The organism is Noviherbaspirillum malthae, assembly GCF_015352985.1.
Lineage (GTDB): Bacteria > Pseudomonadota > Gammaproteobacteria > Burkholderiales > Burkholderiaceae_D > Noviherbaspirillum > Noviherbaspirillum malthae.
The window spans coordinates 25,396-51,350 of the sequence record NZ_JACYXF010000018.1; the positions used below are offsets into that span (position 1 = coordinate 25,396).

Annotated in this window: 20 protein-coding genes; 8 read left to right on the forward strand and 12 right to left on the reverse strand. The window is 61.7% G+C overall.

Going from position 1 to position 25,955, the window contains the following annotated elements; genetic code table 11:
* The first annotated feature begins 258 nt into the window (after positions 1 to 258).
* Positions 259 to 1,440, forward strand: coding sequence for a GNAT family N-acetyltransferase (locus IGW03_RS19150; RefSeq protein WP_194724141.1), 1,182 nt, complete (start codon positions 259 to 261; stop codon positions 1,438 to 1,440).
* Here IGW03_RS19150 and IGW03_RS19155 read toward each other — a convergent pair.
* The 3 genes from IGW03_RS19155 to IGW03_RS19165 form a co-directional block, all read right to left on the reverse strand.
* Positions 1,437 to 1,946 (reverse strand): CinA family protein, encoded by a 510-nt coding sequence (locus IGW03_RS19155; RefSeq protein WP_194724142.1) that lies wholly within the window; start codon positions 1,944 to 1,946, stop codon positions 1,437 to 1,439. The genes IGW03_RS19150 and IGW03_RS19155 overlap by 4 nt on opposite strands.
* A gap of 166 nt (positions 1,947 to 2,112) precedes the next feature.
* Positions 2,113 to 4,434: an NADP-dependent malic enzyme gene (locus IGW03_RS19160; protein WP_194724143.1), complete on the reverse strand. Its 2,322-nt coding sequence runs from the start codon at positions 4,432 to 4,434 to the stop codon at positions 2,113 to 2,115.
* A 43-nt stretch (positions 4,435 to 4,477) separates the two neighbouring features.
* Positions 4,478 to 5,236, reverse strand: a complete 759-nt coding sequence (locus IGW03_RS19165; RefSeq protein ID WP_228535786.1) for an FRG domain-containing protein — start codon at positions 5,234 to 5,236, stop codon at positions 4,478 to 4,480.
* Positions 5,237 to 5,654: 418 nt separating this feature from the next.
* Here IGW03_RS19165 and rpoD point away from each other — a divergent pair, with 418 nt between their 5' ends.
* Positions 5,655 to 8,345, forward strand: coding sequence for an RNA polymerase sigma factor RpoD (rpoD, locus tag IGW03_RS19170; RefSeq protein WP_194724145.1), 2,691 nt, complete (start codon positions 5,655 to 5,657; stop codon positions 8,343 to 8,345).
* Positions 8,346 to 8,543: 198 nt separating this feature from the next.
* Here the strand turns inward: rpoD and IGW03_RS19175 are convergent, their stop codons facing one another.
* Entirely contained in the window at positions 8,544 to 9,008 is a 465-nt protein-coding gene (locus IGW03_RS19175) for a DUF2269 family protein (RefSeq protein WP_194724146.1), read from the reverse strand.
* A gap of 10 nt (positions 9,009 to 9,018) precedes the next feature.
* Positions 9,019 to 10,308: an SDR family oxidoreductase gene (locus IGW03_RS19180; protein ID WP_323744999.1), complete on the reverse strand. Its 1,290-nt coding sequence runs from the start codon at positions 10,306 to 10,308 to the stop codon at positions 9,019 to 9,021.
* 143 nt (positions 10,309 to 10,451) lie between these two features.
* Here IGW03_RS19180 and IGW03_RS19185 point away from each other — a divergent pair, with 143 nt between their 5' ends.
* From IGW03_RS19185 to IGW03_RS19195, 3 genes are all read left to right on the forward strand, one after another.
* A complete protein-coding gene (locus tag IGW03_RS19185; RefSeq protein ID WP_194724148.1) occupies positions 10,452 to 10,988 on the forward strand; it encodes a hypothetical protein in 537 nt (178 codons plus the stop codon).
* A gap of 136 nt (positions 10,989 to 11,124) precedes the next feature.
* Positions 11,125 to 11,295, forward strand: a complete 171-nt coding sequence (locus IGW03_RS19190) for a DUF6726 family protein (RefSeq protein WP_194724149.1) — start codon at positions 11,125 to 11,127, stop codon at positions 11,293 to 11,295.
* A 333-nt stretch (positions 11,296 to 11,628) separates the two neighbouring features.
* A complete protein-coding gene (locus IGW03_RS19195) occupies positions 11,629 to 12,567 on the forward strand; it encodes a LysR substrate-binding domain-containing protein (protein WP_194724150.1) in 939 nt (312 codons plus the stop codon).
* Positions 12,568 to 12,597: 30 nt separating this feature from the next.
* Here the strand turns inward: IGW03_RS19195 and IGW03_RS19200 are convergent, their stop codons facing one another.
* Complete coding sequence (locus IGW03_RS19200) at positions 12,598 to 13,239, reverse strand: VOC family protein (protein WP_194724151.1); 642 nt, start codon at positions 13,237 to 13,239, stop codon at positions 12,598 to 12,600.
* A 366-nt stretch (positions 13,240 to 13,605) separates the two neighbouring features.
* Between IGW03_RS19200 and IGW03_RS19205 the strand changes: the two genes are divergently transcribed.
* Together IGW03_RS19205 and IGW03_RS19210 are read left to right on the forward strand one after the other, a co-directional pair.
* Complete coding sequence (locus IGW03_RS19205; RefSeq protein ID WP_194724152.1) at positions 13,606 to 14,592, forward strand: Bug family tripartite tricarboxylate transporter substrate binding protein; 987 nt, start codon at positions 13,606 to 13,608, stop codon at positions 14,590 to 14,592.
* 524 nt (positions 14,593 to 15,116) lie between these two features.
* Positions 15,117 to 16,703: a DUF4142 domain-containing protein gene (locus IGW03_RS19210; RefSeq protein ID WP_194724153.1), complete on the forward strand. Its 1,587-nt coding sequence runs from the start codon at positions 15,117 to 15,119 to the stop codon at positions 16,701 to 16,703.
* Positions 16,704 to 16,836: 133 nt separating this feature from the next.
* Here the strand turns inward: IGW03_RS19210 and IGW03_RS19215 are convergent, their stop codons facing one another.
* Positions 16,837 to 17,304 (reverse strand): Lrp/AsnC family transcriptional regulator, encoded by a 468-nt coding sequence (locus IGW03_RS19215; RefSeq protein ID WP_194724154.1) that lies wholly within the window; start codon positions 17,302 to 17,304, stop codon positions 16,837 to 16,839.
* 137 nt (positions 17,305 to 17,441) lie between these two features.
* Between IGW03_RS19215 and mdeB the strand changes: the two genes are divergently transcribed.
* Positions 17,442 to 20,135, forward strand: a complete 2,694-nt coding sequence (mdeB, locus tag IGW03_RS19220; RefSeq protein WP_194724155.1) for an alpha-ketoglutarate dehydrogenase — start codon at positions 17,442 to 17,444, stop codon at positions 20,133 to 20,135.
* A 124-nt stretch (positions 20,136 to 20,259) separates the two neighbouring features.
* Here the strand turns inward: mdeB and IGW03_RS19225 are convergent, their stop codons facing one another.
* From IGW03_RS19225 to IGW03_RS19245, 5 genes are all read right to left on the reverse strand, one after another.
* Entirely contained in the window at positions 20,260 to 21,348 is a 1,089-nt protein-coding gene (locus IGW03_RS19225) for a porin (protein WP_194724156.1), read from the reverse strand.
* A gap of 378 nt (positions 21,349 to 21,726) precedes the next feature.
* Positions 21,727 to 22,665 (reverse strand): dihydrodipicolinate synthase family protein, encoded by a 939-nt coding sequence (locus IGW03_RS19230; RefSeq protein WP_438943659.1) that lies wholly within the window; start codon positions 22,663 to 22,665, stop codon positions 21,727 to 21,729.
* Positions 22,662 to 23,858, reverse strand: a complete 1,197-nt coding sequence (locus IGW03_RS19235) for an L-rhamnonate dehydratase (RefSeq protein WP_194724157.1) — start codon at positions 23,856 to 23,858, stop codon at positions 22,662 to 22,664. Before IGW03_RS19235 ends, IGW03_RS19230 begins: the two co-directional genes overlap by 4 nt.
* 27 nt (positions 23,859 to 23,885) lie before the next feature.
* A complete protein-coding gene (locus IGW03_RS19240) occupies positions 23,886 to 24,932 on the reverse strand; it encodes a 4-hydroxythreonine-4-phosphate dehydrogenase PdxA (RefSeq protein ID WP_194724158.1) in 1,047 nt (348 codons plus the stop codon).
* Positions 24,933 to 24,934: 2 nt separating this feature from the next.
* Positions 24,935 to 25,918, reverse strand: a complete 984-nt coding sequence (locus IGW03_RS19245) for a Bug family tripartite tricarboxylate transporter substrate binding protein (RefSeq protein ID WP_194724159.1) — start codon at positions 25,916 to 25,918, stop codon at positions 24,935 to 24,937.
* Positions 25,919 to 25,955: the final 37 nt, after the last annotated feature.

Genomic DNA, 25,955 nt, shown 5'->3' on the forward strand with positions numbered 1-25,955 from the left:
AGAGAAGAAGGAAGTTTCCTTCACGATTGAATTAACTTTACCTGCGCCGGGGCAACATCTTCAAGACTTCAATGTAACCGTTTGTTCGAACGTCGAAGGCATACAACACAGTTTGCAGGCTGTCATGCCGAAGGCCCGACAACAGTCCTGGAAAATGGTGACGATGTCATCGCGCCCCGTTCAGACTTGACGCATCTCCAAACAGGTTCATGCGGTCCATCCTATGTTGGTGGGCGTGACTCCTTGATCCGAGGCGATATGGAAGTTCCGCATGATAGCCACGGCGCCGCGCTTGCCGCCGGGATGACATACGATGAAACCGTACCGTTGCCGCACGATGATGACGGCAGCGAAATCGTCCAGGTGTTCAGCGAAATGCCGGCATTTGCAGGTGAACATCTGGAGCGCCTCTACGGCGCCCTGTATTCGAGCCTGAGGTATTTCCGGACCTGCGACAGTCTGGACGGCGTCCACACCTACGTCGCCCGGCAAGGCAAGGATATCTCGGCGATCCTGCTCTACCGCATCGAAGCCGGTGCGGTCCATGTCCTCAACGAAGGCATGCGCCTGCCGGAACACGAGGTGCAGCGCTTCTGTTCCCACATGTTCGCCCGCCATGCCGGGGTTGGAATGATCCGCTTCCATGCCGTCCAGATTCAGGGCTGCCTGCGGGCCTATCCGAGACAGCGCTTCCTGTGCACGGAAGACTTCATCGCGGAATTGCCGCCGGACGAATCTGCCTATCTCTCCGCGCTCGGCGGCGCTACCAGGAAGAACATCAAGCGCCACCGCAACCGGCTGCAGCGAGACCATCCCGGCTTCGACTTTCGCATGGCCGAAAGGGAGAACGCTGATGAAGCCCATGTGCGGGCCATCATTGAAATGAACCGCAGCCGCATGCGGCAAAAGAACAAGTCGTCATTCATCGACGAAGAAGAAACGCAAAAGATACTCAAGCTGGTGCGTGCCTGCGGCAAGGTGGGCGTCGCATCGATCGACGGCCGCATCGTCGGCGGCTCCATCGTATTTCACATCGGAGACAGCTTCATCTCCAAGGTCAATGCGCACGATGCGGCCTACGACGACTACCGGCTTGGCATGCTGTGCTGCTATCTGACGGTATGCGCGGCCATCGAACGCGGCTGCAAGCGATTCCATTTCGGCCATGGCCGCTACGCGTACAAGACCGCTCTGCTCGGCGCCTATCAGCCCTATGAACATGTGGTCGTCTACCGGTCTGCCTTCAAGATGGCGGCCCATGGGCGCACCTTCCTGCGGACCGCGGTGGACGGCTGCCGGATGGAAGGCAGCCACTGGTTCCTGGAGCACGCCGAACAGGGTGAAGGCGCCATATGGAAGCCGGCCGGCAAACTGCTCGCCGCCTGGCGTGCGCGCAAAAATCGAAACCTGGATGCCTTGCCACCGGAGAGTGCAGTCTAGGCAGCGTTTTGATCCTGCATCATTTCATTGTGATAATGCCAGACGCGGCTCAGCGCATATTCGCTGCCTGCCTTGCGCACCTCGTTGCGATCGCCGTTGAATCGCCGCGTTTCGGAAAATGTCGTAACTTTGTTGTCGATCTGGAACGACCAGGCGAAACAGATTGTGCCGGCCGGAATACCGCCGTCGCCATTCTCCGGCCCAGCCACGCCGGTGTCGGAAAGCGCGACATTGGCGCGGCTGATGCGCAATGCGCCTTCCGCCATTTCGCGGGCAACGTTTTCGCTGGTGAGATTGTAGGTCTCGATGGTTTCCGGCTTGACGCCGAGGCAGCTGATTTTCGCTTGCGGCGAATAGGTGACAAAGGCACATTCCAGCCAGCTTCCGCAGCCGGGAATGTCGGCAAGAGTGGAAGCGATCATGCCGGCGGTGCAGGATTCGGCGGTAACGAGTTTCAGGCGGTTCTCTTCAAGATAGCGTACGACGCTTTGCAGTTGTTCATTCATGGTTGCCTGGGAAAATGGAAATGGATGGCCGGCAAGCCGGAGGGCCGCCGATGGCGGCCTGTTCCGCTTGCTGATATGACAATTGGATTCGCGGCGAGAGGAAAGTTCGTGCATCCCGCCATTCCACCTGCTTCCGCCTGCCGCGCGGCAGGCGGATCGTCGTGGCCTATCCGTGTTCCACCGTCTTGAACGCCGACACGTCGGCGACCGCTACCGCCGTCATGTTGACGATGCGGCGCGAGGTCGCCGCCGGATTCAGGATATGTACCGGCTTGGCCGTCCCCAGCAGGATGGGACCGACGGTCACGCCGTAGCCGCCGGTGATCTTCAGCAGGTTGAAGGCGATGTTGGCGGCGTCGAGCGAGGGCATGATCAGCAGGTTGGCGCTGCCGGACATCTTGGTGCCCGGCAAGAAATGCCGGCGTACTTCCTCGACCAGCGCGGCATCGCCCTGCAGTTCGCCTTCGACATCCAGCTGCGGGGCAATCGCGGAAAGGATGTCGCGCGCGGCGCGCATCTTGCGCGCGGAGGGCCGGTCGGAGGAGCCGAACATCGAGTGCGACAACATCGCCACCTTGGGCTGTATGCCGAAGCGCTGCACTTCGGCGGCGGCCAGCCGCGTGATCGCCGCCAGTTCTTCCGCGGTCGGGTCGTCGTTGACATAGGTGTCGGCGATGAACAGCGTGTACTTCTCCAGCATCAGCGCATTCATCGCGGCGAGCACGCTGGCGCCCGGCGCCGTGCCGATGACATCGCGCACATGCTCCAGGTGGCCTTCGAAACGGCCTACCGTGCCGCACAGCAGCGCATCGGCGTCGCCCATGTGCACCAGCATCGTTCCGATCAGCGTGTTCGAGCGGCGCAGCGCCGTCTTGGCCACGTCGGGCGTCACGCCGTAGCGGCCGCGCAACTCGTGATAGGCCTCATGGTAGGCCCGGTAGCGGGCATCGTTCTCCGGATCGACCAGCTCGAAGTCCACGCCGGGCTTCAGCCGCAGGCCGGCCTTGCGTATGCGCATCTCGATCACATGCGGACGCCCGATCAGGATGGGCTTGGCCAAGCCTTCATCAATGACGGTCTGCACCGCGCGCAGCACGCGCTCTTCCTCGCCTTCCGCATAGGCCACGCGCTGCGGGGCCGCCTTGGCGGCCGAAAACACCGGCTTCATCATCAGGCCGGTGTAGTACACCAGGTGGCTGAGTTGCTGCCGGTAGGCGTCGAGATCGCGGATCGGGCGGGTGGCCACGCCGGAGTCCTCGGCGGCCTTGGCGACGGCCGGCGCGATTTTCACGATCAGCCGCTGGTCAAAGGGCTTGGGAATGATGTATTCCGGGCCGAAGCTCAGCTCCTGCCCTGCATAAGCCATCGCGACCGCATCATTGGTTTCGGCTTCTGCCAGTTCGGCAATGGCTTTCACGCAGGCCAGCTTCATCTCCTCGGTGATCTTGGTGGCGCCGCAATCCAGCGCGCCGCGGAAGATATACGGGAAGCACAGTACGTTGTTGACCTGGTTCGGATAGTCCGAGCGGCCCGTGGCGATGATGCAGTCGGGACGTGCAGCCTTGGCCACTTCCGGCCGGATTTCCGGCTCCGGGTTGGCAAGCGCAAGAATGATGGGCTGGGCGGCCATGGTTTTCACCATGTCGCCGGTCAGCACTCCGGCTGTCGAACAGCCGAGGAAGACATCGGCGCCGGCGACAATGTCAGCCAGCTTGCGGGCATCCGTTTCCTGCGCGTAGCGGGCCTTGTTTTCCTCCATCTTCGCATCGCGGCCGTGATAGATCACGCCCTTGGAATCGGCTACATAGATGTTTTCCTTGCGCACGCCCAGGCTTACCATGGTGTCGAGGCAGGCAATGGCGGCAGCGCCGGCACCCGAGACGGCAATCTTGACATCGCCGATGTTCTTGCCAATGACCTTGAGGCCGTTGAGCAGCGCCGCGGCCGAAATGATGGCCGTGCCGTGCTGGTCGTCATGAAAGACCGGAATATTCATGCGCTCGCGCAGCTTCTTTTCGATATAGAAGCATTCCGGCGCCTTGATGTCTTCGAGGTTGATGCCGCCGACGGTCGGCTCCAGCATCGCGATCGCCTCGACCAGCTTGTCGGCGTCGCGCTCGGCCAGCTCGATATCGAATACGTCGATGCCCGCAAATTTCTTGAACAGGCAGCCCTTGCCCTCCATGACCGGCTTGCCCGCGAGCGGCCCGATGTCTCCCAGGCCCAGCACCGCGGTGCCGTTCGTGATCACCGCCACCAGGTTGCCGCGCGAAGTGTATTCCGCAGCGGTGGCCGGATCGCGCGCGATCTCTTCGCAGGCGTAGGCCACGCCGGGCGAATAGGCCAGCGACAGGTCGCGCTGGTTTGAAAGCGCCTTGGTGGCATTGACTTCGATCTTTCCGCGCGTTGGGCTGCGATGGTATTCCAGCGCGGCGTCGCGCAGCTGTTCGTCCCGGCCGGCGTCATTGGTAGTATTGGTATCCGTCATGTCGTCTCCATATTGATTTTCGATAGGGGCGATGGGCATCCTCTCAGGAGCCGTTGCTCCCGGGGCCGGAAGGCGAGGCCGTGGTCCAGACGACTTCCAGTTCGACGCGGATCGAGCGGGCCAGGCCGTCGAGATCCGGAAACAGGGAAGCGTTGGTAATATTCATACGGTACAAGGCTTTCATTGCCTGCTCGCGCATGGTTTGCGAAAGAACAAGCTTTTTGATCAAAGTGCAGTTGCAGCGGTATGCCTGGAGGATTTCATCCAGCGACTTGTCGAGAACGCCCGGTACCACCATGGTTCCCGACTGCGCAACAAGCCGGCGGTCCATCTCTTCCGGCTCGCCGATCCAGACGATGTCGCTGTTGTTTTGAAGGAAATAGCGTGCAAAGTTCCCGTCGAGGCGCGGATCGATGGCGTCGCGTGTCAGCGCAGGAACGGCTGCCGGCGTCGCATTCCAGAGTGCAGGCGTATTGAGGGCGAACACCGCCGAGTCGGTGACGGCATTCTCCAACGCAAAGAATGCGGCGACGAATGGCGACTTGGTGAAATCCAGCAGACGCGTCGGCGCGCCGTGATGCTGCATCAGGGCGAGGCAGCGGAGGTCGTTCTCCAGCACATGTCGGTCGGGAAGAAAATTGTGGGCCTTGCGGCGGAAGATGCGCAGCGCGCGTTCCTCGCGGCTGCGCCACGTCGAGCGGTCGGAAATGAATGCGCCGAGATAGCGGGACAGCGAACTCACCAGCGGCCATCGCGCATCCTGCTGGCCGCGAAATGCCCAACCGTCAAGTTCTCCTGACAAGACGATAAAGTTATTCCAGTCTGAAACGAGGATCTCTTCCAAAAAACACTCCGCTGCGGAACCACCAAGAGTCTTCTGTGATCCGATGTTTTTTGTTTTGATCCGGCATTCCGAATATTTCGCCGTGAATATTTTTTAAAAGACCAATATAATACGGCCCCTGCTCTACCGACTGCCTTGGAGTTCCACTCAGCCCGCTGTCGAGAACCGGGCCTCATGCAGCTGCAGCACCCCTGAAATTTCACCCGAATTTGATTACCCTGAATACGGACATGCAAGCCAGCACTTCATGACCGCACGGCAGAACCGGCGGCGCACGTTTCGATCTTATGCGTGCATGCCCTTCCGCCATGCGAACGCGGCGCCGATACTTCGCGCCGGACACATGATGCTATTCTAGTTGCCTAATATTTACGCAATGACAAAGCCTGTAAAGACACTGACACTGACCGCAAAACCACGTAGCACCGATGCCGCAGCAAATCCGGCCTCGGTCCGCACCGTCACACACGCCGCCGATGCCGAGCAGATACCGACCACGGTGAAGGTGTTGACCAAGCGTTCCCGGCTGATCACGCCGAGCGTCACCGCGGCACCGGATGCCGGCACGGCGTCCGCCGAGCCCCAGATGCCGGACGCCATCGATGCGCAGCCGGTGCAAGCGCCTGCTGCGCCGGCGGTCAAGGTCGTCGTACGCAAGGCTGCATCCAAGCTCATCGTGAAGTCGTCGGATGCATCGAATCCGAATGCGGTACAGCCGATGACTTCCGCTGCTGCAGCAACTGTAGCAGCAACGGTGCAGGCTCAGGAACACGCCGCGCCGGACAGCGCTGCTGCGACCGCAGCCCCGGCAGAGCCGGCCGCCGTGAATGCGGATGTCGCGTCGACCGCTGCCGCAGCGCCGGCTGCGGCAGAAGCAAAGCCCGCACCTGCGCCCAAGGCGAAGGTTGTACGCCGCAAGCCTGCAGCCGAAGCTCCGGCTGCCGCCGCGAAAGCTTCCGCCCCCGCACCGGTGGTCACCGTCGATCCTTCCACCGTTGCCGCGATCGACACCTCGGCCTATACCCTGCCCGCCGTCAAGGTTCCCGCCCGCCGCGGACGCCGCCCGACCGAATTCCGCCCTGAGCATGATGAAGTCGCCGCACTGAACGCCGTCGAGCGCGCGGAGATCAATGCCGCCCGCAAGGCGCGCGACCGCCGCGGTGCGGAAGAAGGCATGACCGAAGAGCAGCTTGCCGTGCGCCGCCAGCAGATCGCTGCGCTGGTCCGTTCCGGCAAGGAGCGCGGCTTCCTGACGCACGCCGAGATCTACGATCACCTGCCCGAGGAATCCACGAGCCAGGAAGTCATCGAGGGCCTGATCGCCACACTGGGCGACATGGGCATCACCGTCTACGAACAGGCGCCCGACGCCGAGACGCTGCTCCTGTCGGACAACGTGGCCAATGCCAACAACGACGACGACGATGCGGAAGCGGCAGTCGCCACCGCGCTGTCGACCGTCGACTCCGACTTCGGCCGCACAACCGACCCGGTACGCATGTACATGCGTGAAATGGCGTCCGTGCCCCTGCTGACCCGCCAGGGCGAGATCGACATCGCCCGCCGCATCGAAGCCGGCTTCAAGGACATGATGCAAGCCATCTCGGCCTGCCCCACCACGATTGCGGAAATCCTTGCACAGGCGGAGAGGATCCGCAACGAGGAAGCCGCCATCGACGACGTGGTCGACAGCCTGGTGGACCCCAACACGTCCGAAGACGAACCCCAGGTCGTGGCTGCGGCCGCCGACGAAGAGGAAGCCGAGGAAGACCTCGAGGATGATCTCGACGACGACGAGGAAGAAGAAAGCAGCAGCGGCACTGCCGCGGCCAGCATGAGCGAATCGCAGCTGGCCGATATGCGCAAGCAGGCATTGCAGAAGTTCGATATCGTCGCCGTCGAATTCGACAAGTTGCGCGCCGCGCGCGATGGCGAAGGCTACGGTTCGCCGGCCTATCTGCAATCGCAGCAGACGATTTCCCAGGAACTGCTCGGCCTGCGCTTTACCGCCAAGCTGGTGGAAAAGCTGTGCGACACCCTGCGCTCCCGCGTGGATGAAGTCCGCCAGATCGAAAAGCAGATCCTCGACATCGCGGTCAACAAGTGCGGCATGCCGCGTCCGCGTTTCGTCAGCGGCTTCCCGGGGAACGAGACGGATCTGGAATGGGTCGACCGCGAGGCGGAGCAGGAACATGCCTACAGCCCGATCCTGCGCCGCAACAGCCCGGCCATCAAGGAGTACCAGAAGAAGCTGATCGAGCTGGAAAAGGCCGCCGGCGTGCCGCTGGCCGAACTGCGCAAGATCAACAAGCAGATGACCACCGCCGAAATGCGTGCTCGCCAGGCCAAGCGCGAAATGACCGAGGCCAACCTGCGCCTGGTGATTTCGATTGCGAAGAAGTATGTCAATCGCGGCCTGCAGTTCCTCGACCTGATCCAGGAAGGCAATATCGGCCTGCTGAAGGCGGTGGACAAATTCGAATACCGCCGCGGCTACAAGTTTTCAACGTATGCGACATGGTGGATCCGCCAGGCGATCACCCGCGCTATCGCGGATCAGGCCCGTACCATCCGCGTGCCGGTGCACATGATCGAAACGATCAACAAGATGAACCGCATCTCGCGCCAGATCCTGATGGAAACCGGCTCCGAGCCGGACCTCGCGACGCTTGCCGCGAAGATGGATCTGCCGGAGAAGAAGCTGCGCGAGATCATGAAGATCGCCAAGGAGCCGGTATCGATGGACATGCCGATGGGCGACGACGGCGATTCCCAGCTGGGCGACTTCATCGAGGACAGCACCACGCTGGCGCCGGCCGATGCGGCCATGCATGCATCGATGCGCAGCGTGATCCGCGACGTGCTCGATTCCCTGCCGCCGCGCGAAGCCAAGGTGCTGCGCATGCGCTACGGCATCGACATGGCGAGCGACGCGACGCTGGAGGAAGTGGGCAAGCAGTTCGACGTGACGCGCGAGCGCATCCGCCAGATCGAAAACAAGGCGATGAACAAGCTGCGCCATGCATCCCGCGCGGACCGTCTGAAGACGTTCCTGGAAAGCGATTGATCGTTTTGAGGCGTCAGTCATCGCTGACTGCCGCCCGCTGACTGATCAAATCAGCGGAAAGCGGTATAAAGCATGAAGCAAGAAAGGGGAGACTGCGGTCTCCCCTTTTTCATGCTCTCCGTTCTGCAATGCATTCGGAAGCGAATATCAAGCGAACCGGCACGCCGGTCGATGCCGGCCGCGCAAATTGCAACAGGTTCAGCTCGGCTTTGCCACCATGAGGTAGAAGATGGCAAGGAAAGCGAAGAACGCCGGTATGCCGAGCAGCACCCAGTATTTGAAGTAGCGCCAGTACGCATCCGGAAGCGGTGCATTGCTGTCCGCCGCGCTGCGCGACAGCTCCTTCAGTTTCATCTGCAGCCACAGCACCGGCAGCCAGCACGCCACCGCGATCACATACAGGATGACCGACCAGACGATCCAGCGGCTGTTCATCGGAAAGCCCGCGAGCCGGATCAGGATATATCCGGTCAGCGGCTGGATGATGACCGTCGTCGACGTGAACAGCCAATCCGCCAGGACCACGATGCGCGTCACCACGGCAATTGCGCGAATGTCGCGCGAGATGGTGGCGAACAGCAGGTAAAACGCGGAGCCGATGCCGGTGCCGAACAAAAAGGTCGATGACAGGATGTGCAGCCATTTCACAGTGACATAGTCCATCAGCGTTCCTTCATTTCTTGTGCGGTCTGTCGGGTTCTTCGAGTTCGAGCAGCAGCCAGATGGCCGCCAGCATCGGCAGGTTCTTGAGCAGGGGGCCGTAGGGATGCAGCCAGAATTCGGGCAGGCGGAAACTGATGATGACCGTATAGAAGCCGATCAGGCCGAGCTGGGCCAGCCATAGCCAGCGCCGGTGCCGCTTGAGCGCCAGCGTGCCGATGCCGAACGCCAGGTCGAGCAGCGCCGCGCCGTACAGCATCAGCGGCGCCAGCGCGCCGGTGATGCCGGTGCGCGCCAGCAGCGCATAGCTTTCCTGCACCGGATACAGGCCGAGCGAGACGATGCCGGTCACGATCCACACCAGCGCGATGCTGACCCGCAGCACCGGCAGCAGCCAGGCCAGCTTCGCCTGCAGCCGGGTGGGTGCCTTGTCCTGCGCCGCGATGAAATCGCGCACCGCCCGCGGGGGCCTTCCCAGCAGTTCGGTGATGCGGGCCGCGCTGCCGGTATTGCCGCGTTCAAGCATCTGCAGGGTTTCCGGATCGAGCAGGCTCCCGGGCAGCAGACGTCCCGCCGCCGCGCCAAGCCTTACCAGGGGCATGGGTACCGGAATGAAATGGGCGCTGCGCCAGCCCAGCGCCGTGCGCAGCGTTCCCAGGAAATCACGCAGCGACATCGGCTCGGGACCGACGATGGCCACTCTCGTGCCCTGCCCCGCCGGCGCATCGAGCATGGCCATGATGGAGGCGACGACATCGTCCAGATGCACCGGCTGCACCTGCTGATGCCCGCCGCCCGGAAGAGCGATCAGGGGCAGGCTGGCAAGCGCGGTGAACAGGCGGGCGCTGGTGCCGCCCGGCCCGAATACCAGCGAAGGCTGCACCACGAACGAGGGCACCGACAGGCCGGACAGAAAATCGTCCGCGCGTTTCTTGCTGAGGTGGTAGCGGCTTTGCGCCTGCTCGTCGGCCCCGAGCGCGGAAATCTGCACGATCTTCCTGACTCCGCACTGGGCAGCGGCCTCGAACAGCGCAATCGGCGCGCGGACATGAATGGCGTCGAAACTCTGCGCGCCGTGTTCGCGGATGATGCCGACCGCATTGATGACGACGTCGACGCCCTGCAGCCTCGGCAGCCACGCGGATGCGTCGAAGTCCCTGGTGAAGTCTGCCGCTACATACCGGAAGCGCGGATCACGCTTCACGGAGGGATCACGTACTGCGCAAATGACCTGATGCCGGGCGGCGATCAATGCCTCCGCAAGATGGCTACCTATGAATCCGCTTGCTCCGGTTAGCAGCACGACCAATTGCGACTCCTTGTCTGGGAACCCTGCTCCTGTTTTGCGCGTCTGTTATACGACCGGCAAGTATCGCACTGAGTTCATTGACCGCCGGGCCGTCGGACGGCAGCGAAGCCGCCGGGATACGATTGCCAGGAGGAACAATGAAGACATGGGGACAAGCTCTCGCCGACGGATTGGTATCGGGCAGCATCGCTAGCATGGCTTCGACAGCCATGCTGACAGTACGCGGCGTGCGCGAGGCCGACACGCCGTATGCGCCGACCAATGCCACCAGCCAGTGGGTCCACGGCGAACAGGCCGCCTATCATGACGAACCGAGCGTGCGGCATACCGCCGTCGGCTACGTGATACATCACGCCTCCGTGACGCTGTGGGCGGTCATCTATGAAAAATGCTTCGGCGAGCATGCGGAGCGCGGCGACCCCGCAGACATCGCCAAGGCCGCCGCCGGCGGCGCGGCGGTCGCAGCCATGGCCTGCTTCGTCGATTACAGGCTGACCCCGCGCCGGCTGCGGCCCGGCTTCGAGAAACGGCTGTCGCGCGCTTCCCTGTTCATGACCTATGCGTCGTTCGGCGCCGGCCTGCTGGTACGCGGCCTGACGAAGGCTGCCGCCTCCCCGCGCCGGCCCAAGGCAAGTATCCATGATCCGAACGGCCAAACGGGCGTCCGGCCGTAAGCGATCTGCAACATCCGGCACGCAATTGTATCCGGCGTGTATCCGGACTGTTCCTTCCAGGCATCGGCGCGGTATATTGGCGTTTCCCTTTCATATCGGAAACGGCCGGGCGCCCAGCACCGCCCGGCGGAACAACATGATTCGCCTTCGATTCCTTGCCGTACTTCTTCTTCCCGTCATCCTATCCGGCTGCGGCGTGCTTGCGGCGCCATGCCGGATCGCCTCCGCCGGCATCAAGATGGTGCCGATCGTCGGCCATGCGGCCGCCCTGCCGACCGACGCCTGCGCCGCCGTCATCGACCCCTGACGCCCTGCGCCATCGGCCGCTGCTCGAAAGCCGGGCCCGCGGCTGCCTCGATGCATCCATAAAAAAGGAGGCAGGTCTCCCTGCCTCCAACTCACACTCCATCGGAGAACCACACATCCGCGCCGCCCGGGCTATCCTGACAACCCCCGGCAAACCGGCATGCGAACGCCTGCGCACGAAATGTGCGGGCGCAGGCATGGCTTTCCGATATACCCGGGATAAGCGCCATCCTGTGTGAACCGACAGGTTGACACGATAGACTTTTTTATAGCCCGGAGCATCCGGCATCAAGTATATTTCGCATACCGAACCCAATATAAACAGAGACACGCAATGTCAGGCCTGCCAGATCATTTGGACATTCACCTTATCCGCATTCTCTACCTGCTGCTGTCGGAGAGGAATGTCTCGCGGGTCGCCCTGAAACTGAACCAGCCCCAGCCGTCGATCTCGGCTTCCCTGCGCAAGCTGCGCGAACTGACGGGCGATCCGCTGCTGGTGCGCGGCGCGCGCGGCATGGTGCCGACGCAGCACGGCGAAAGCCTGCTGCAGCCGGCCAAGCGCATCTTGGACGAGACGGAAAAGCTCTTCGCACAGAAAACCGCGTTCTCTCCGCAGCATGAGGCGCGCACTTTCCACATCGCCGCACCGGATTATCTAGACAGCCAGTTCCTGCCCAATATCGTCGCCAGCGTGCGCCGGGAATCGCCGAAGAGCCGCGTCGTGATCCACGGTCTCGGTCCCGAAATCGATTATCTGCGCCTGCTGTCCGACGGCGAGCTCGATGTCGTGATCGCCAACTGGGAAGAACCGCCGCAGCATCTGCACATGTCGAAGCTCTTCGAGGATGAGATCGCCTGCATCATGCGCGCCGATTGCGCCTACGCCCTGCGCACGGGGCCGGACGAAATGACGGTCGAGGATTACCTGTCGCTGCCGCATGTGGCGCCGTCGCAGATGCTGGCCGGGTATTTCGGCGTCATCGAATCATTCCTCGCGAAGCAGAACCTGCATCGCAACGTCGTCGTCGAATCCGCCTACTTCGGCCTCATTCCCTACATGTTGACGCGCAGCGACCTGGTGCTGACCACCGGCCGCCAGTTCATGCGCTTCTACGAAAAGAACCTGCCGCTCAAGACCTTCAAGGTGCCCATCGCCTTTCCGGCCATGCGCTTCTATCAGCTCTGGCACGAGCGAGTGCATCATGCGCCGGAACACAAATGGCTGCGGGAGCTGATTTCCTCGACCGCGAAATCGCTATTGTTGCGTTGAAGCGGCACCGGCCGGCGTTCGCGCCGCTTTTCAGGTTCGGTCTCCGATCGTGCAAGGCCCCGATGGAGTATGGATGGCGGCAAGCAGACTTGCAACGTCGGACCGGGTTACGGTCAACGAGACTCCCGGCTCGGCGATGGAAAGTCCGGACAGCAGGGTGCTGAGTCGATCGGGCTCGGGGTGCATCAGTTCCAATGCGATAAGCCGGCATCCCCGGTCTTCGAGGAACAGCGCGGGATGACTCTTTGTATGCCACTCGATCAATGCTGGCGCCGTTCCGCTCAAGGGGAGACTGCCGTCTTCCGGGATGGTGATCAGCCATTCCAGCGGTCCTCTTGTCATCGGCTCGATGATGCCGAGCGGCTCGGTCGTACCGGAGAGCGACTTGCGAATGTCATCTGTTCGCGCGACCCAGCATGCAAGCCCGGGACCGGAAGCGGGCTGCTTGTCCAGTTCGAACCAGCGCGGACGCTGCGGTTTCACGGCTGCAGGATTGACGGCGATGACTTCGAGGAACATTGCGTTGCCCAGCCTGAGCAGCATGTTGTGCGTGCCCATGCGCGGATGCTCCCCTCCCGCCTGCGGCATCACGCCGAGGCGCTCGAGTACCAGCTTGCTTCCGGCCTCCAGCGACGGCGATGTAATGGTGATGTGGTCGATGCGGCATGCCATGCCATGGTCTCCTGACTGTCAAATACCTGTGCCAATGGGGCAATAAAACACCGCAACGGAAAGCGCCAACACTGATACAGGTTTTGAATTAATCGATTCAGTATCTAGCTTAGACTAATCAGAATCGTTTTTCTACAATTGCCCACTGAAGATGCATGGCAGTCCCCTGCACAACAGAGCGTGCCTGCCTTCCCCTGCAAGTCCATCGGCCCGGGAGTGTAAAAAGGCACAGACCTTATTCGCGTGTTCCGAGACCTGCGGTTCCTTCTTCGTCGGGTAGCGGCCCAGGCATCAACCGGCACTCATGCATCGCAGCGCAGAAGCCTTGGGCTTCACCGCATCAACAACATCATTGGAGGACGACACATGAAACACAGGAGACGCGTCTCTATCATTTCCATCGCCATGGCCGCGGCGGCATCAGCCGGACTGACGTTCTCAGTCATGGCAACGGCCCAGAATTTTCCCGCCAAACCGATCACCATCGTCGTGGGCTCAAGTCCCGGCAGCACCACCGATGGACTGGCGCGGACCATCGCCCAGGAAGTGATCGGCGCAACGAAGCAGCCGGTCATCGTGGAAAACAAGCCGGGCGGAGGCGGCGGAATCGCAGCGCAGTTCGTGGCACGCGCAGCGCCCGACGGCTATACCGTGTTCATGACCACCAATACCACCCAGGCCGCCAATCCCTTCCTCTACAAGAAGCTGACCTATCACCCGGTGAAGGACTTCACGCCGGTGGCGGCGCTTGTCAAAGGCTATCTGCTGATGGTGGTCAATCCGAGCGTGAAGGCGAAGAACGTCTCGGAATTCATTTCGATGGCGAAGAAGGAACCGGGAAAATATACCTTCGGTTCAGGCAGTTCCTCGGCGCGCGTCGCGGCGGAACTGTTTCAACAGATGACCGGGGTGAGCATGACGCATGTCCCCTACAAGGCCAATCCGAATGCGGTCGTGGACCTCGTCAGCGGCCAGATCGACATGATGATCGTCGACCTGACAACCAGCCTGACGCATGTGCGTTCCGGCAAGCTCAATGCACTGGGCGTCACCAGCCTTCAGCGTTCGCCCCTGGTACCTGACCTGCCGACGCTGAATGAAACCGGACTGCCCGGCTACCAGATCAGCTATTGGAACGGGCTGTATGCACCTGCCAACACGCCGGAGGCCGTCGTGAAGCGGCTCAACGAACTCATGCTCAAGGCGATGCAGTCGGAAGCCGTGAAGAAGTTCGTGTACCAGAACGGAATGGAAGTGTTCACCTCCAGCCCGGACGAACTCAAGGCGTTCCAGGCAACCGAGCTTGAGCGCTGGGGAACGATCATCAAGAGCGCCGGCATTCAGCCGGAATAAGCGCTCCTGTCCGACAGGTTGATGGCGGGGTGGCGAAATAAGGCTTCGCCGGCATCAGCCAAGTGGAGACATGAAGGATTCGGGCTTCTGGTTCATTGGTGATTCTGGATAGCGCGGGCGAAAGCCGGAATGGAAATTGGCAAAGCTTCCGACGTTCATCAATTTCTTTCGAACACGCATTTCTCTGCCCTTTCTACCATGTACGTGTCTTGCCCTATGGAGCGTGTTGATGAATTGCACGCATTCTCAAAGATACATGCGCGCTGAATCATGAGTTTGCTGCAGCGCGGCTTTGTGCAAGGTCAAACACAGCCATGGTCAATGCAAAAGGCAGAACCCGAGGCTTGTAATCACGCGGCTGGAGCCTAGACTTTGCCCACTGCCGCCCGAGATCGCTGCAGGATGTGCCATGCATGTGTGAAAGCTCCGCCTCGCTTTCCATGCGTTAAATCGACCACCCAACCGTCGCGCAACTGTCCTGTGTCTCCTGACGGCAGATGATTACTGCTCTTCAGGAGGTCAAGATGAAACGAGTTTCCATGATTGCGCTTGCCGTTTCGCTCACGGCTTGCGGCGGTTCGGACAATATCGGCGGTGTTGCCGCAACGGTGACGAGTACGCCGGACGCATCGACTGCCCAGGCAACGGCGACCGTTCCGCCAGGAACGCCTGCGACCCCGCTGGCGCAAGCCGGCGCTACGCCTGCAGCTACGCCAGGAGCGACACCAGCCGCAACGCCCACAGCGGCTACGCCCGCGTTGCCTGCCGACACCCTGCCAGCCGACGCCGCAGCCACGGCATTCTTTGTGACCGCCTACCAGTCCGGGCTCGCTGAAATCCAGCTTTCCCAGTTGGCCGCCACCCGCGGCGAAAACGGAAAGGTTAGAGAATATGCACAGCAAGTGCTTGCACATCACACCGTGGTCAACGGAGAAATTCAAAAGATCGCACAGGCAAAGCAGATCACGCTGCCGACTGCCGTCACGCAGGAGCAAACGGCGGATGTCACTGCATTGACGGCACTGAGCGGACTCGAGTTCGACCGTTCCTACATGGCGCTGAATGTGAATGCGCACCAGGCCGCGGTGGCGGAAACAATGCGCACCGGCGCCGCGACCAATGACGACAATGTGCGGGTGTTTTCGGCTGCCGTGCTTCCCATCCTCAAAACGCATCTTGTTTTTGCCGAAGACATTCTCAACCAGCTGGACCCTGCCGCCTTCGTTGCGACGATCTATCAGAGCAGCCAGGCTGAACTGGCCTGGGCGCAGTCGGCTCTGGAGCGCGCAAGCGACGCCGGGGTGCGCCAGTATGCGCAGAAGATGGTCACCGAGCATACCGCGGCAAACGATCGCATATCCTCTTTCGCCGGCGACAAGGAGCTGCCGCTGCCCAGCGGCCTGAGCCAGGAGCAGCAGGCGGTGACGGAAGACTTGCAGCGCTTCTCGGGCGCCGACTTTGACCGTGCCTATATGGACGTGAATGTCATTGCCCACCTGCGCGCCACCCGTTATGCGCGCAGCCAGATGGGCTCATCCGGCCGCGATGTCGATGTGCGCGCATTGGCGCGGGAACTCGAACCCGATCTCGCCGGGCACCTGCTCAATGCCACCGAACTGGCACGGCTGATCGAACCGAGCTTTGTCTACCGCGCCTACCAGTCGAATCTGGCCGAGCTTAGCCTGGCCTATCTGGCGGCCGCTCGATCGACCGACAGCAGCGTCATCTCCTATGCGCAACGCATGATCAACGAGCATCTGCCGGTTGCGGCCCAGCTGCGCCAGCAGGCGGCGGCAACGAACACGCCGTTGCCCGTCGAGGTGTCGCCGGAGGCCATGCTCGCATTCGGCACATTGCTGGTCATCGATGACGACCTCTTCAATGCCGGATACACCGCCTACAATACGCGGCTGCATGACAAGGCGATCGAGTTGTTTAGCGAAGAAACGCGTACGCCCGACAGCACGGCAACCCAGACCTTCGCGCAGACGCTGTTGCCAACGCTGACTTCCCATCGCGACGAGGCGCGCACGCTGCGCTCCAGGTTTGCGCTTCAGGTGCTGCAGCTGATCCAGCGCCTGCCGGTCTTTACCGGCGCATCGACGATGTAGGAGGCAATGCGGTTCGCCGGCAGCAGCCTTGTGACGCATGCTGCCGGCGCTTGGCGCAGATAGGCCGTTCAATTGCACGCCTGCCGCACAGGTGCGATACCGGTCTGGATTGCACCGGCAGCCCGAGCCGGTATCACGCGGACCCGATGGGAAGCGCTGTCTTGTACTTCACCTGCTTGAGCGCAAAGCTCGAGCGGATGTTCTTTATCCCCGGAATCCTGGTCAAATGGTTCAGGATGAAGCCTTCCAATGCCTGGATGTCCGGCACGACGATGCGCAGCAGGTAATCCGCGTCGCCCGTCATCAGGTACACCTCCATGACCTCGTCGAAATGGCTGACCGCCTGTTCGAACCGGGCCAGTGCGGCCGACTCCTGCTTCTCCAGGCTGACCTGGATGAAGACGTTCATCTTCAGGCCGAGCATCGGCGGGTCCACCAGCGCGACATAGCGGGAAATGACCTTGCCCGCTTCCAGCTGCTTCACCCTCGCAAGCGTCGGCGAAGCGGACAGGCTGACCTTCTTGGCGAGTTCGACATTGCTGATGCCGGAGTCTTCCTGCAGCACCTTCAGGATGCGCAGATCGGTGGGATCCAGTTTCATCTCGGTATTAAATCCTGATTTTTATCTAACGATGGCATTTTATGCTGCCATCGAACTTTCAGTCAGCTCATTTCGATCGCCTATTCTGCAAGATCGGCCGTACAGTATGTGCAACAAACCCAACTGGAGCACAGACCATGGAAATGCCGGCCATCAACCATCTCCAACATCAGTTCGACCAGGACCCGCAGGAAACCGGCGAATGGCTGGATGCGCTCCAGGCGGTGATCCAGCATGCAGGTCCGGAACGCGCGCGTTACCTGCTCTCCTGCCTGAGCGCGGGTGCTCGCGAATTGGGAGTCAAATGGCAGGACGCACGCAACACGCCCTACATCAATACAATCCGTGCAGCGGATGAGCCGCCCTTCCCCGGCGGCTCCGACGCACTGGCGGCCGAACAGCATCTTGCCAGCCTGATGCGCTGGAATGCGCTGGCGATGGTGGTCAGGGCAAACCGCGCTTATGGCGAACTTGGCGGCCACATCGCCAGCTATGCGTCCGCCGCGGACCTGTTCGAAGTCGGATTCAACCATTTCTTCCGTGCCCGCACCGCAACCTTCGGCGGCGACATCGTGTATTTCCAGGCGCATTCGGCGCCCGGCATCTATGCGCGCGCCTATCTCGAAGGCACGCTGACCGAAAGGGAGCTCGGCTTCTACCGGCAGGAGATCGAGGCTCGGAAGCACGGCACGCGCGGACTGTCTTCCTATCCGCATCCCTGGCTGATGGAGAATTTCTGGCAGTTCCCGACCGGATCGATGGGCATCGGGCCGATCAGCGCGATCTACCATGCGCGCTTCATGCGCTATCTCGAGCACCGGGGCCTGATGGCCGCACAGGACCGCAAGGTATGGGGCGTGTTCGGGGACGGCGAAATGGATGAGCCGGAATCGCTGGCCGCATTGAGCCTCGCGGCAAGAGAAAATCTCGACAACCTCGTCTTCGTCATCAACTGCAACTTGCAGCGCCTCGACGGCCCGGTGCGCGGCAACGGTCATATCGTCGATGAGCTAGAAACGCTGTTTGGCGGCGCTGGCTGGAACGTGATCAAGCTGCTGTGGGGCTCGGATTGGGACCCGCTGTTCGAGCGCGACAAGACCGGTGAACTCGCCGATGCGCTGAACCGCACCGTGGACGGCCAGCTGCAGACTTTCGCGGCCAATGACGGGGCCTTCAATCGCGAACATTTCTTCGGACAGACGCCCGCATTGAAAGAACTCGGCGCCAACCTGACCGACGACGAGATCGACCGCCTGCGACGCGGCGGCCACGACATGAAGAAAATCCATGCCGCTTACGATGCCGCGAGCCGCCACCGGGGCCGGCCGACCGTGATCCTGGCCCAGACGAAAAAAGGCTACGGCATGGGCAAGGCCGGCCAGGGAAAGATGACGACCCACCAGCAGAAGAAACTCGACACCGATACGCTGCTCGAATTCCGCGACCGCTTCCGCCTTCCGATTTCGGATGCCCAATGCGAGGCAGTGGCTTTCTACAAGCCGGCCGAAGACAGCGCGGAAATGCGTCATCTGCACCGGCGACGGGCGGAGCTGGGCGGCTTCATGCCGCGCCGGACGGTTTCAAACGCAAGACTGGAAGTGCCCGATGCACAGTCCTATGCCAGGTTCGCCCTGGAGGCCGATGGCAAGGAAATGTCGACCACCATGGCGCTGGTGCGCATGCTGGCCGCCCTGCTCAAGGACGGCGGCATCGGAAAACACATCGTACCCATCGTCGCCGACGAAGCCCGGACCTTCGGCATGGCCAACCTGTTCCGCCAGGTCGGCATCTACTCCTCGCAGGGACAGCTCTATGAACCGGAAGACATCGGCTCCATCCTGTATTACCGCGAAGCGCGGGACGGGCAGATCCTGGAGGAAGGCATTTCTGAAGCCGGCGCCATCTCGTCATGGACGGCGGCGGCCACCAGCTACTCGGTGCATGGCTTGCCGATGCTGCCTTTCTACATCTATTACTCGATGTTCGGCTTCCAGCGCATCGGCGACCTGATCTGGGCGGCGGCGGACCAGCGCGCCCGCGGCTTCCTGATTGGCGCCACGTCCGGCCGCACCACCCTGGCGGGCGAAGGCCTGCAGCATCAGGACGGCTCGAGCCATGTGGTTGCAGCCACGGTGCCCAACTGCATTTCGTATGACCCGGCCTATGCGTATGAACTGGCGGTGATCGTGCAGGACGGCATGGAACGCATGCTGCAGAAGCAGGAAGACGTCTTTTACTACGTGACCGTCACCAACGAAAACGAGGCCCAGCCGGCGATGCCGCAAGGTGTAGAAGGAGTGGAAGACGGCATCCGGCGCGGCATGTATTGCCTGAAGGCCGAGGCGCAGGCCGACGTGCGCCTGCTGGCCTCGGGTCCGATACTCAAGGAGGCCATCGCCGCCGCTGCGCTGCTCGGGCAGAAGTTCGGCGTGCGCGCCGAGGTATGGAGCGTGACGAGCTTTACCGAACTGGCCCGCGACGGCATGGCGGCTGAACGCAGGCAGCGCCTCGAGGGTTCCTGCGATGAAGCCTTTGTGACCCGTCAGCTTTCCGGCAGCACCGTACCCGTCATCGCTGCCAGCGACTATGTCCGCAGCCTGCCGGAAAGCATACGCGCCTACGTTCCGGCACGCTATGTCACGCTGGGCACGGACGGGTTCGGCCGCAGCGATACGCGGGCGAACCTGCGCGACTTCTTCGAAGTCAGTGCAAGCTGGATTGCCTTCGCTGCGATGCGGGAATTGCCGCAAGGGCGAAACCCCGATCAACTGACGAGCATTGCAGAAACACTGGGGCTGGAGTTGAACAAGCCCATGGCGACGCAATCTTGAGAGCAAGGCATAGTGCCGCCCGGCCGCGGGACACCGCATCAAACAGATGCTGGCATCCCGCAGCCGGGAGGCACCATCTATACCCGGCTAAAGGATATGCAACCCTTCAACTCCTCCGGCGACCTTAGAACAGGTGACGGATGCCGGCGTTGAAGATGGTCGCCTTGACGTCTGCGGCACCGGTTGCTTCGGAGCGCTGCCATGCAGCCGACGTGTACAGGTTGGTGCGCTTGGACAGAGGGTGTGAGTAGCCGAGAGCAATCTGGTCGGACTTCGCGTCCGAGTTCTTGTCGTCGGCACGAATCCATGATGCCAGAACATTGCCGACGCCAACCGGAACGGTTGCGCCCAGCAGGAAGGTACGGTTTTCGAACAGCGTGACTGCGCCAGTCTCCAGTTGATTATCCTGATAACCCGCGTGCAGCTTGGCTACGCCCAGGTTGTAGGTGCCGCCGAGCAGATAGGATTTCTGGTCGATCGCGCCGGTTGCGTTCCGTGCATTGGTATAGGTAGCGACTGCGGCGATCGGACCATTGGCGTAGGTAGCGGAGACAGCAAGCTGCCGGCCGTTCGAGAATGATCCAGCCTGCTCGCCCAGGCCATACTGCAGCGCGCCCGTGAAACCACCGAAATTACCAGTCTGGTAAACGATGGAATTGTCGAGGCGGATATCGACGTTGGGCGAAGAGCCGACGACAAGGCCACTCGCAGGCGTCGCTGAGCCGAGTGCCACTACGCTGCCGGCCCAGAAGTAAGGCAGGCCGGGAAAACCGAGCCTGGCGCTGCCCGGAATGGCATTCTCGGTGTTACCGGCGAGATTGGTGGAGAACGGGTCGAACACGTTCAACGCGTCATGGTTCAGCGTGTACTGGCGTCCCATTTTCAATGTGCCGAGCGCTTTGCCGGAAAGACCTACAAATGCCTGGCGGCCGAACAGGCGACCACCCTGGCCCAGCGAGCCGGTGTCGATGTTGTAGCCGTTCTCCAGTGTGAAGATGGCGGAGAGGCCGCCACCGAGATCTTCAGTACCGCGGAAGCCGATGCGGCTGCCGCTCTGCTGTCCGCTGCCGATGCCCCAGACCGGCTCCGTCGTATTGGTGTCGATGCGGGAGAAGCCGACATCGGCCACGCCATAGATGCTGACATTCGTTTGTGCGCTGGCGATGTTGGCAAAGGCCGCAAACAAGGCCAGTGCGAGCAGGTTTTTTTTCATTATGTTTTCCCTTGGTTGGTATTGGAGAAGGCAAGTCTTTCCATCGACCAGACTGCTGGTCGACATTGCGATCGGCCTTCCTGCGATCGAAAGCGAACTGAAAACGGCAAGCGGAATGCGTAACGTGTTTGCAGATATGCCCTCACGACGCACCCGGAGCCGATCGGGTATGAAATGCAGGCGTGACAAAATGAACCGGTCTCGCCATGTCACAGCTGACCGGTTCATTGAAACGGCGATTGGGATCAGGTTACGCGTGCGTCCGATCCACCTTGGGAACCGCAGCTGGAATCCTGTACCCCGCCGAGCGGCAATTCCGCCGACGAAAGCGCAGGCATTTTCATCTGCACACGGATAAGCTCCCGGCCTCTTGCTTGCTTATCTTGCCCAGCGCAGCACGAGCGGATCGAGCCGGCGGGCGGCATCGAGCAAGCCTTCCCGCACCGCAGGATGCATGGGCGCGAACGGATGGCGCGGCGCTTCGCAGGCAATGATGCCGCCCGCCTTCATCAGGGCTTTCGCGGTCAGGATGCCGCCCTGGCGGTTTTCGTAGTTGATCAGCGGCAGCCACTTTGCGTAGGCCGCAACGGCGTCCTCGCGCCGTCCTTCCATGTACGCATCGATGATGGTGCGGATGCCGTCGGGATAGGCGCCGCCCGTCATCGCACCGGTCGCGCCGGCGTCCAGATCGGCCAGCAGCGTGATGGCTTCCTCGCCGTCCCAGGGACCTTCGATGGCTTCGCCGCCCAGCGCAATCAGTTCGCGCAGCTTGCTTGCCGCACCCTGCGTCTCGATCTTGAAATAGGCCACATTCTCGATTTCCCTGGCCATCCTCGCCAGGAACGCCGGCGACAGCGGCGTGCCGGCCACCGGCGCATCCTGGATCATGACGGGTATCGTGATCGCATCGGACAGCCGTGCGAAGAACTCGTGTATCAAGGGTTCCGATACGCGGATGGTCGCGCCATGGTAGGGCGGCATCACCATGACCATCGACGCACCCATGTCCTGCGCCCTGCGGCTGCGCGCCGCGCAGACGGCGGTGCCGAAATGCGTGGTGGTCACGATGACCGGCACCCGGCCGGCCACATGCTCGAGGATGGTCCGGGTCAGGATCTCGCGCTCGTCGTCGGCCAGCAGGAACTGCTCCGAGAAGTTCGCGAGAATGCACAGGCCGCTGGAACCGGCGTCGATCATGAAATCGACGCAGCGCTTCTGGCTTTCCAGATCCAGCGTGCCGTCCTCATTGAACGTTGTCGGCACCACCGGGAAGACGCCGCGGTAGCGTTGGCGCGAGAGTGAATTCATCTGGCTCATTCAATGATCTCGAAGTTGTGAAGATGATCGGTACGCAGCGACAGGCCGAGTCCCGGGGTCTTGTCGTCGAGCTGCAGGAAGCCGTTGACGGCATCGGGCTCGCCTTCGAAGATGTAATAGAACAGTTCGTTGCCGACTTCGACGTCATGCACCGGGAAGTATTCGCTCATCGGGCAGTTCAGGCTGCTCATCGTCAGATGGTAGTTGTGCATCTGGCCTGCATGCGGAATCACCGGTACCGAATAAGCCTCGCACAGCGCATTGATCTTGTGCGCCATGGTGATGCCGCCCACACGGTTGGTGTCGTACTGCACCACCGAGACCGCGCGCTTGTCGAGCAGTTGCTTGAATCCCAGCAGCGAGAACTCGTGTTCGCCGCCGGAGATCGGGATGCTGGTCAGGCGGTTCAGCTCCGCATAGCCGTCGATGTCGTCGGCGATGACCGGCTCTTCCAGCCAGCGCGGCTGGTATTTTTCCAGCTTGGGCAGGATGCGCTTGGCATATTCCAGGTTCCAGCCCATGTAGCATTCGAGCATCAGGTCGTTGTCATAGCCGATGACTTCGCGCACCGCTTCGACCGACTTCAGGTTTTCCACCACGCCCTGCTGGCCATGTGCCGGGCCGTAGCCGAAGCGCATCTTGAAGGCGCGGAAACCCTGCTTCAGGAATTTTTCCGCTTCCGCCTGCATTTCCCGGAGGTCGGTGCGATACAGCTTGCTGTAATAGCAGGGAATCTTTTCCTTGGTGCGCCCGCCGAGCAGCTTGAACACCGGCTGGTTGGCTGCCTTGCCGAGGATGTCCCAGATGGCGATGTCGACCGCGGAGATCGCAGCCATGCCGACGCCCTTGCGGCCCCATGCATGGGTGGCGCGGTACATGCGCTGGTTGATGTATTCGTAATCCCACGGATCCTGCCCCAGCACCAGCGGCGCGAGGTACTGGTCGATGATGGCCTTGGCGATGCGCGGCGCCAGCGCCACGTTGCCCAGACCGACCAGTCCGGTGTCGGTTTCCACTTCCACCACGGTCCAGCCATGGAAGCGGAAGGTATTCATCGTATCGCTGCCGCTCTCGTGGCGATTGGCCTGGTTGTCATAGACCATGTCCATCGCGTTGGAGCAGAAGTTGCCCTGCGGCGGCACGGTCGGGCCTTTCCATTCGAAGACGCGCGCGCGAATTGATTTGATTTTCATGTTGTGGTTCCTGGTAATCCTGATTGATTAAGAAGCGCTTTTTTGACGATAGGCCGCGCCCATGCGGGCGGCGATGGCGAAAGCATTGGCGGTCGCGGTGACATCGGCCTTTCCCTGGCCGGCGATGTCGTAGGCGGTGCCGTGTGCCGGCGTCGTGATCGGAATCGGCAGCCCGCCCTGCACGGTCACGCCGCGCGAAAAGCCCATCAGCTTCAGGGCGATCTGTCCCTGGTCGTGATACATCGTGACGATGCCGTCGACCTTGCCGTCACGTCCCTGCAGGAAGATGGTGTCGGCGGAGAACGGACCTGTGACGGCCACGCCTTTTTCCTGCAGCTCCTTTACCGCGGGGATGATGATGTCGATCTCTTCGCGGCCGCAGGTGCCTCCTTCGCCGTTGTGCGGATTCAGTCCGGCTACCGCGACGCGGGGCTGCGCAACGCCGCTGGCCTGCAGCGAGGTGTACAGGAGCGTTGCAGCGTCCGTCACGCGCTTGCGGTCGATGTACTTCGCCACATCCTTCAACGGCACGTGCGAAGAGATGCGTGAAGTCCAGAGGCCGTCCAGCGTATTGAACTCGCAGAAGTAAGTGTCGACGCCAAGGTACTCCGCGAAGTGGTGCAGTTCATCCTCATGCCGCAAGCCGCCTTGCTTCATTGCATGCTTGTTCAGCGGGGCGAAGCAGATCGCATCCACTTCGCCGGCGCGTGCGGCATCCATGCAGCGGTCCAGCACATTCAGCACCGATCTGCCTCCAGGTGCGGCGGCGACGGCAATCTGTACTTCCGCCGGATCGACGCTGGCAACCGCGAGGAAGGCCGGCACTTGCGTATTGCCGCGATTGCGCACTTCGGCAAAACCGCCGACTTCACGCGTCGGCACCGTCAAACCGGCCTGCTGCTGCCCTTGCGCCCACAGCCATGGGTCGCCGACCAGCACCACATTGGCCGCCTGCATGGTTTCGGCACGCGCAAGCAGTTTTGCGATCAGCTCGGGACCGATCCCGCCCGGGTCGCCGAGCGTCACGGCGACGACCGGCTGACGCGCGGATTGTTGAGTCGTGTCTTGAGTCATGATTAATCTGCCTTGATGCCGCGCCGCTTGATCAGCTCGGCATACCGGGCATTCTCCTTTTCGTGGAAAGCGATGAATTCCGCTTGTGTCATCGGGTTGATTTCGGCGCCGATGGATTCCAGGCGCTTGCGGGCGTCCGGATTGGCCAGCAATTTGTTCACCTCGTCATGCACGCGCTGCTGTACGGCCTTCGGTGTGGCCGCAGGCATGTAGAGTCCATACCAAGCGCCCATTTCGGCGCCCTTGACGCCGGATTCCGCCAGGGTCGGAACGTTCGGCAGTTTCGGGCTGCGCTGGGGGCTTGCCACCGCCAGTGCCTTTACCTTGCCGGTCTGGATATGCGGCAGTACCGAGGCCATGGTGTCGAAGCTCATCTGCACCATGCCGCCCATCACGTCGAGCAATGCCGGACCGCTGCCCTTGTAAGGAATGTGGACGATCGATGTACCGGTCGCTTCCTTGAACAATTCCCCGGCGATGTGCTGGGTGCTGCCCGAGCCGCTGGACGCATAGTTCAGCTGGTCCGGCTTGCTCTTTGCGAGGGCGATCAGCTCGCTGACGTCCTTTGCCTTCAGATCGTTGTTCACCACGAGCACATTCGGTACGGACCCGACGAACGCCACCGGCACGAGATCCTTCCTGTTGTCATATGGCAGCTTGAGGATGTACGGCGCAATCGCGTGCGCGGTGGAGACACCCATCACCATGGTGTGTTCGTCGGTGGATTTCGCGGTTGCATCCGCGGCAAGCGTGTTGGAGGCGCCCGGCTTGTTTTCCACGATGAAGCTGACCTTGAATGCGGCACCCAGGCGCTCGGCGACCACCCTGGCCATCGCGTCGGTGCCGCCGCCGGGGCTCGATCCCACGAGAATGCGCACCGGCTTGCTGGGCCACGCCACTGCGGCCGGCTGCGAGGATTGCGCATGGACCAGGCCAGGCGCCAGGAGTATCCAGGCGAGAAAGGCCAGCCGCTGTCGTTTATTCATTGAAGTCTCCTTGATAATTTATTTAATAAGTATCGAA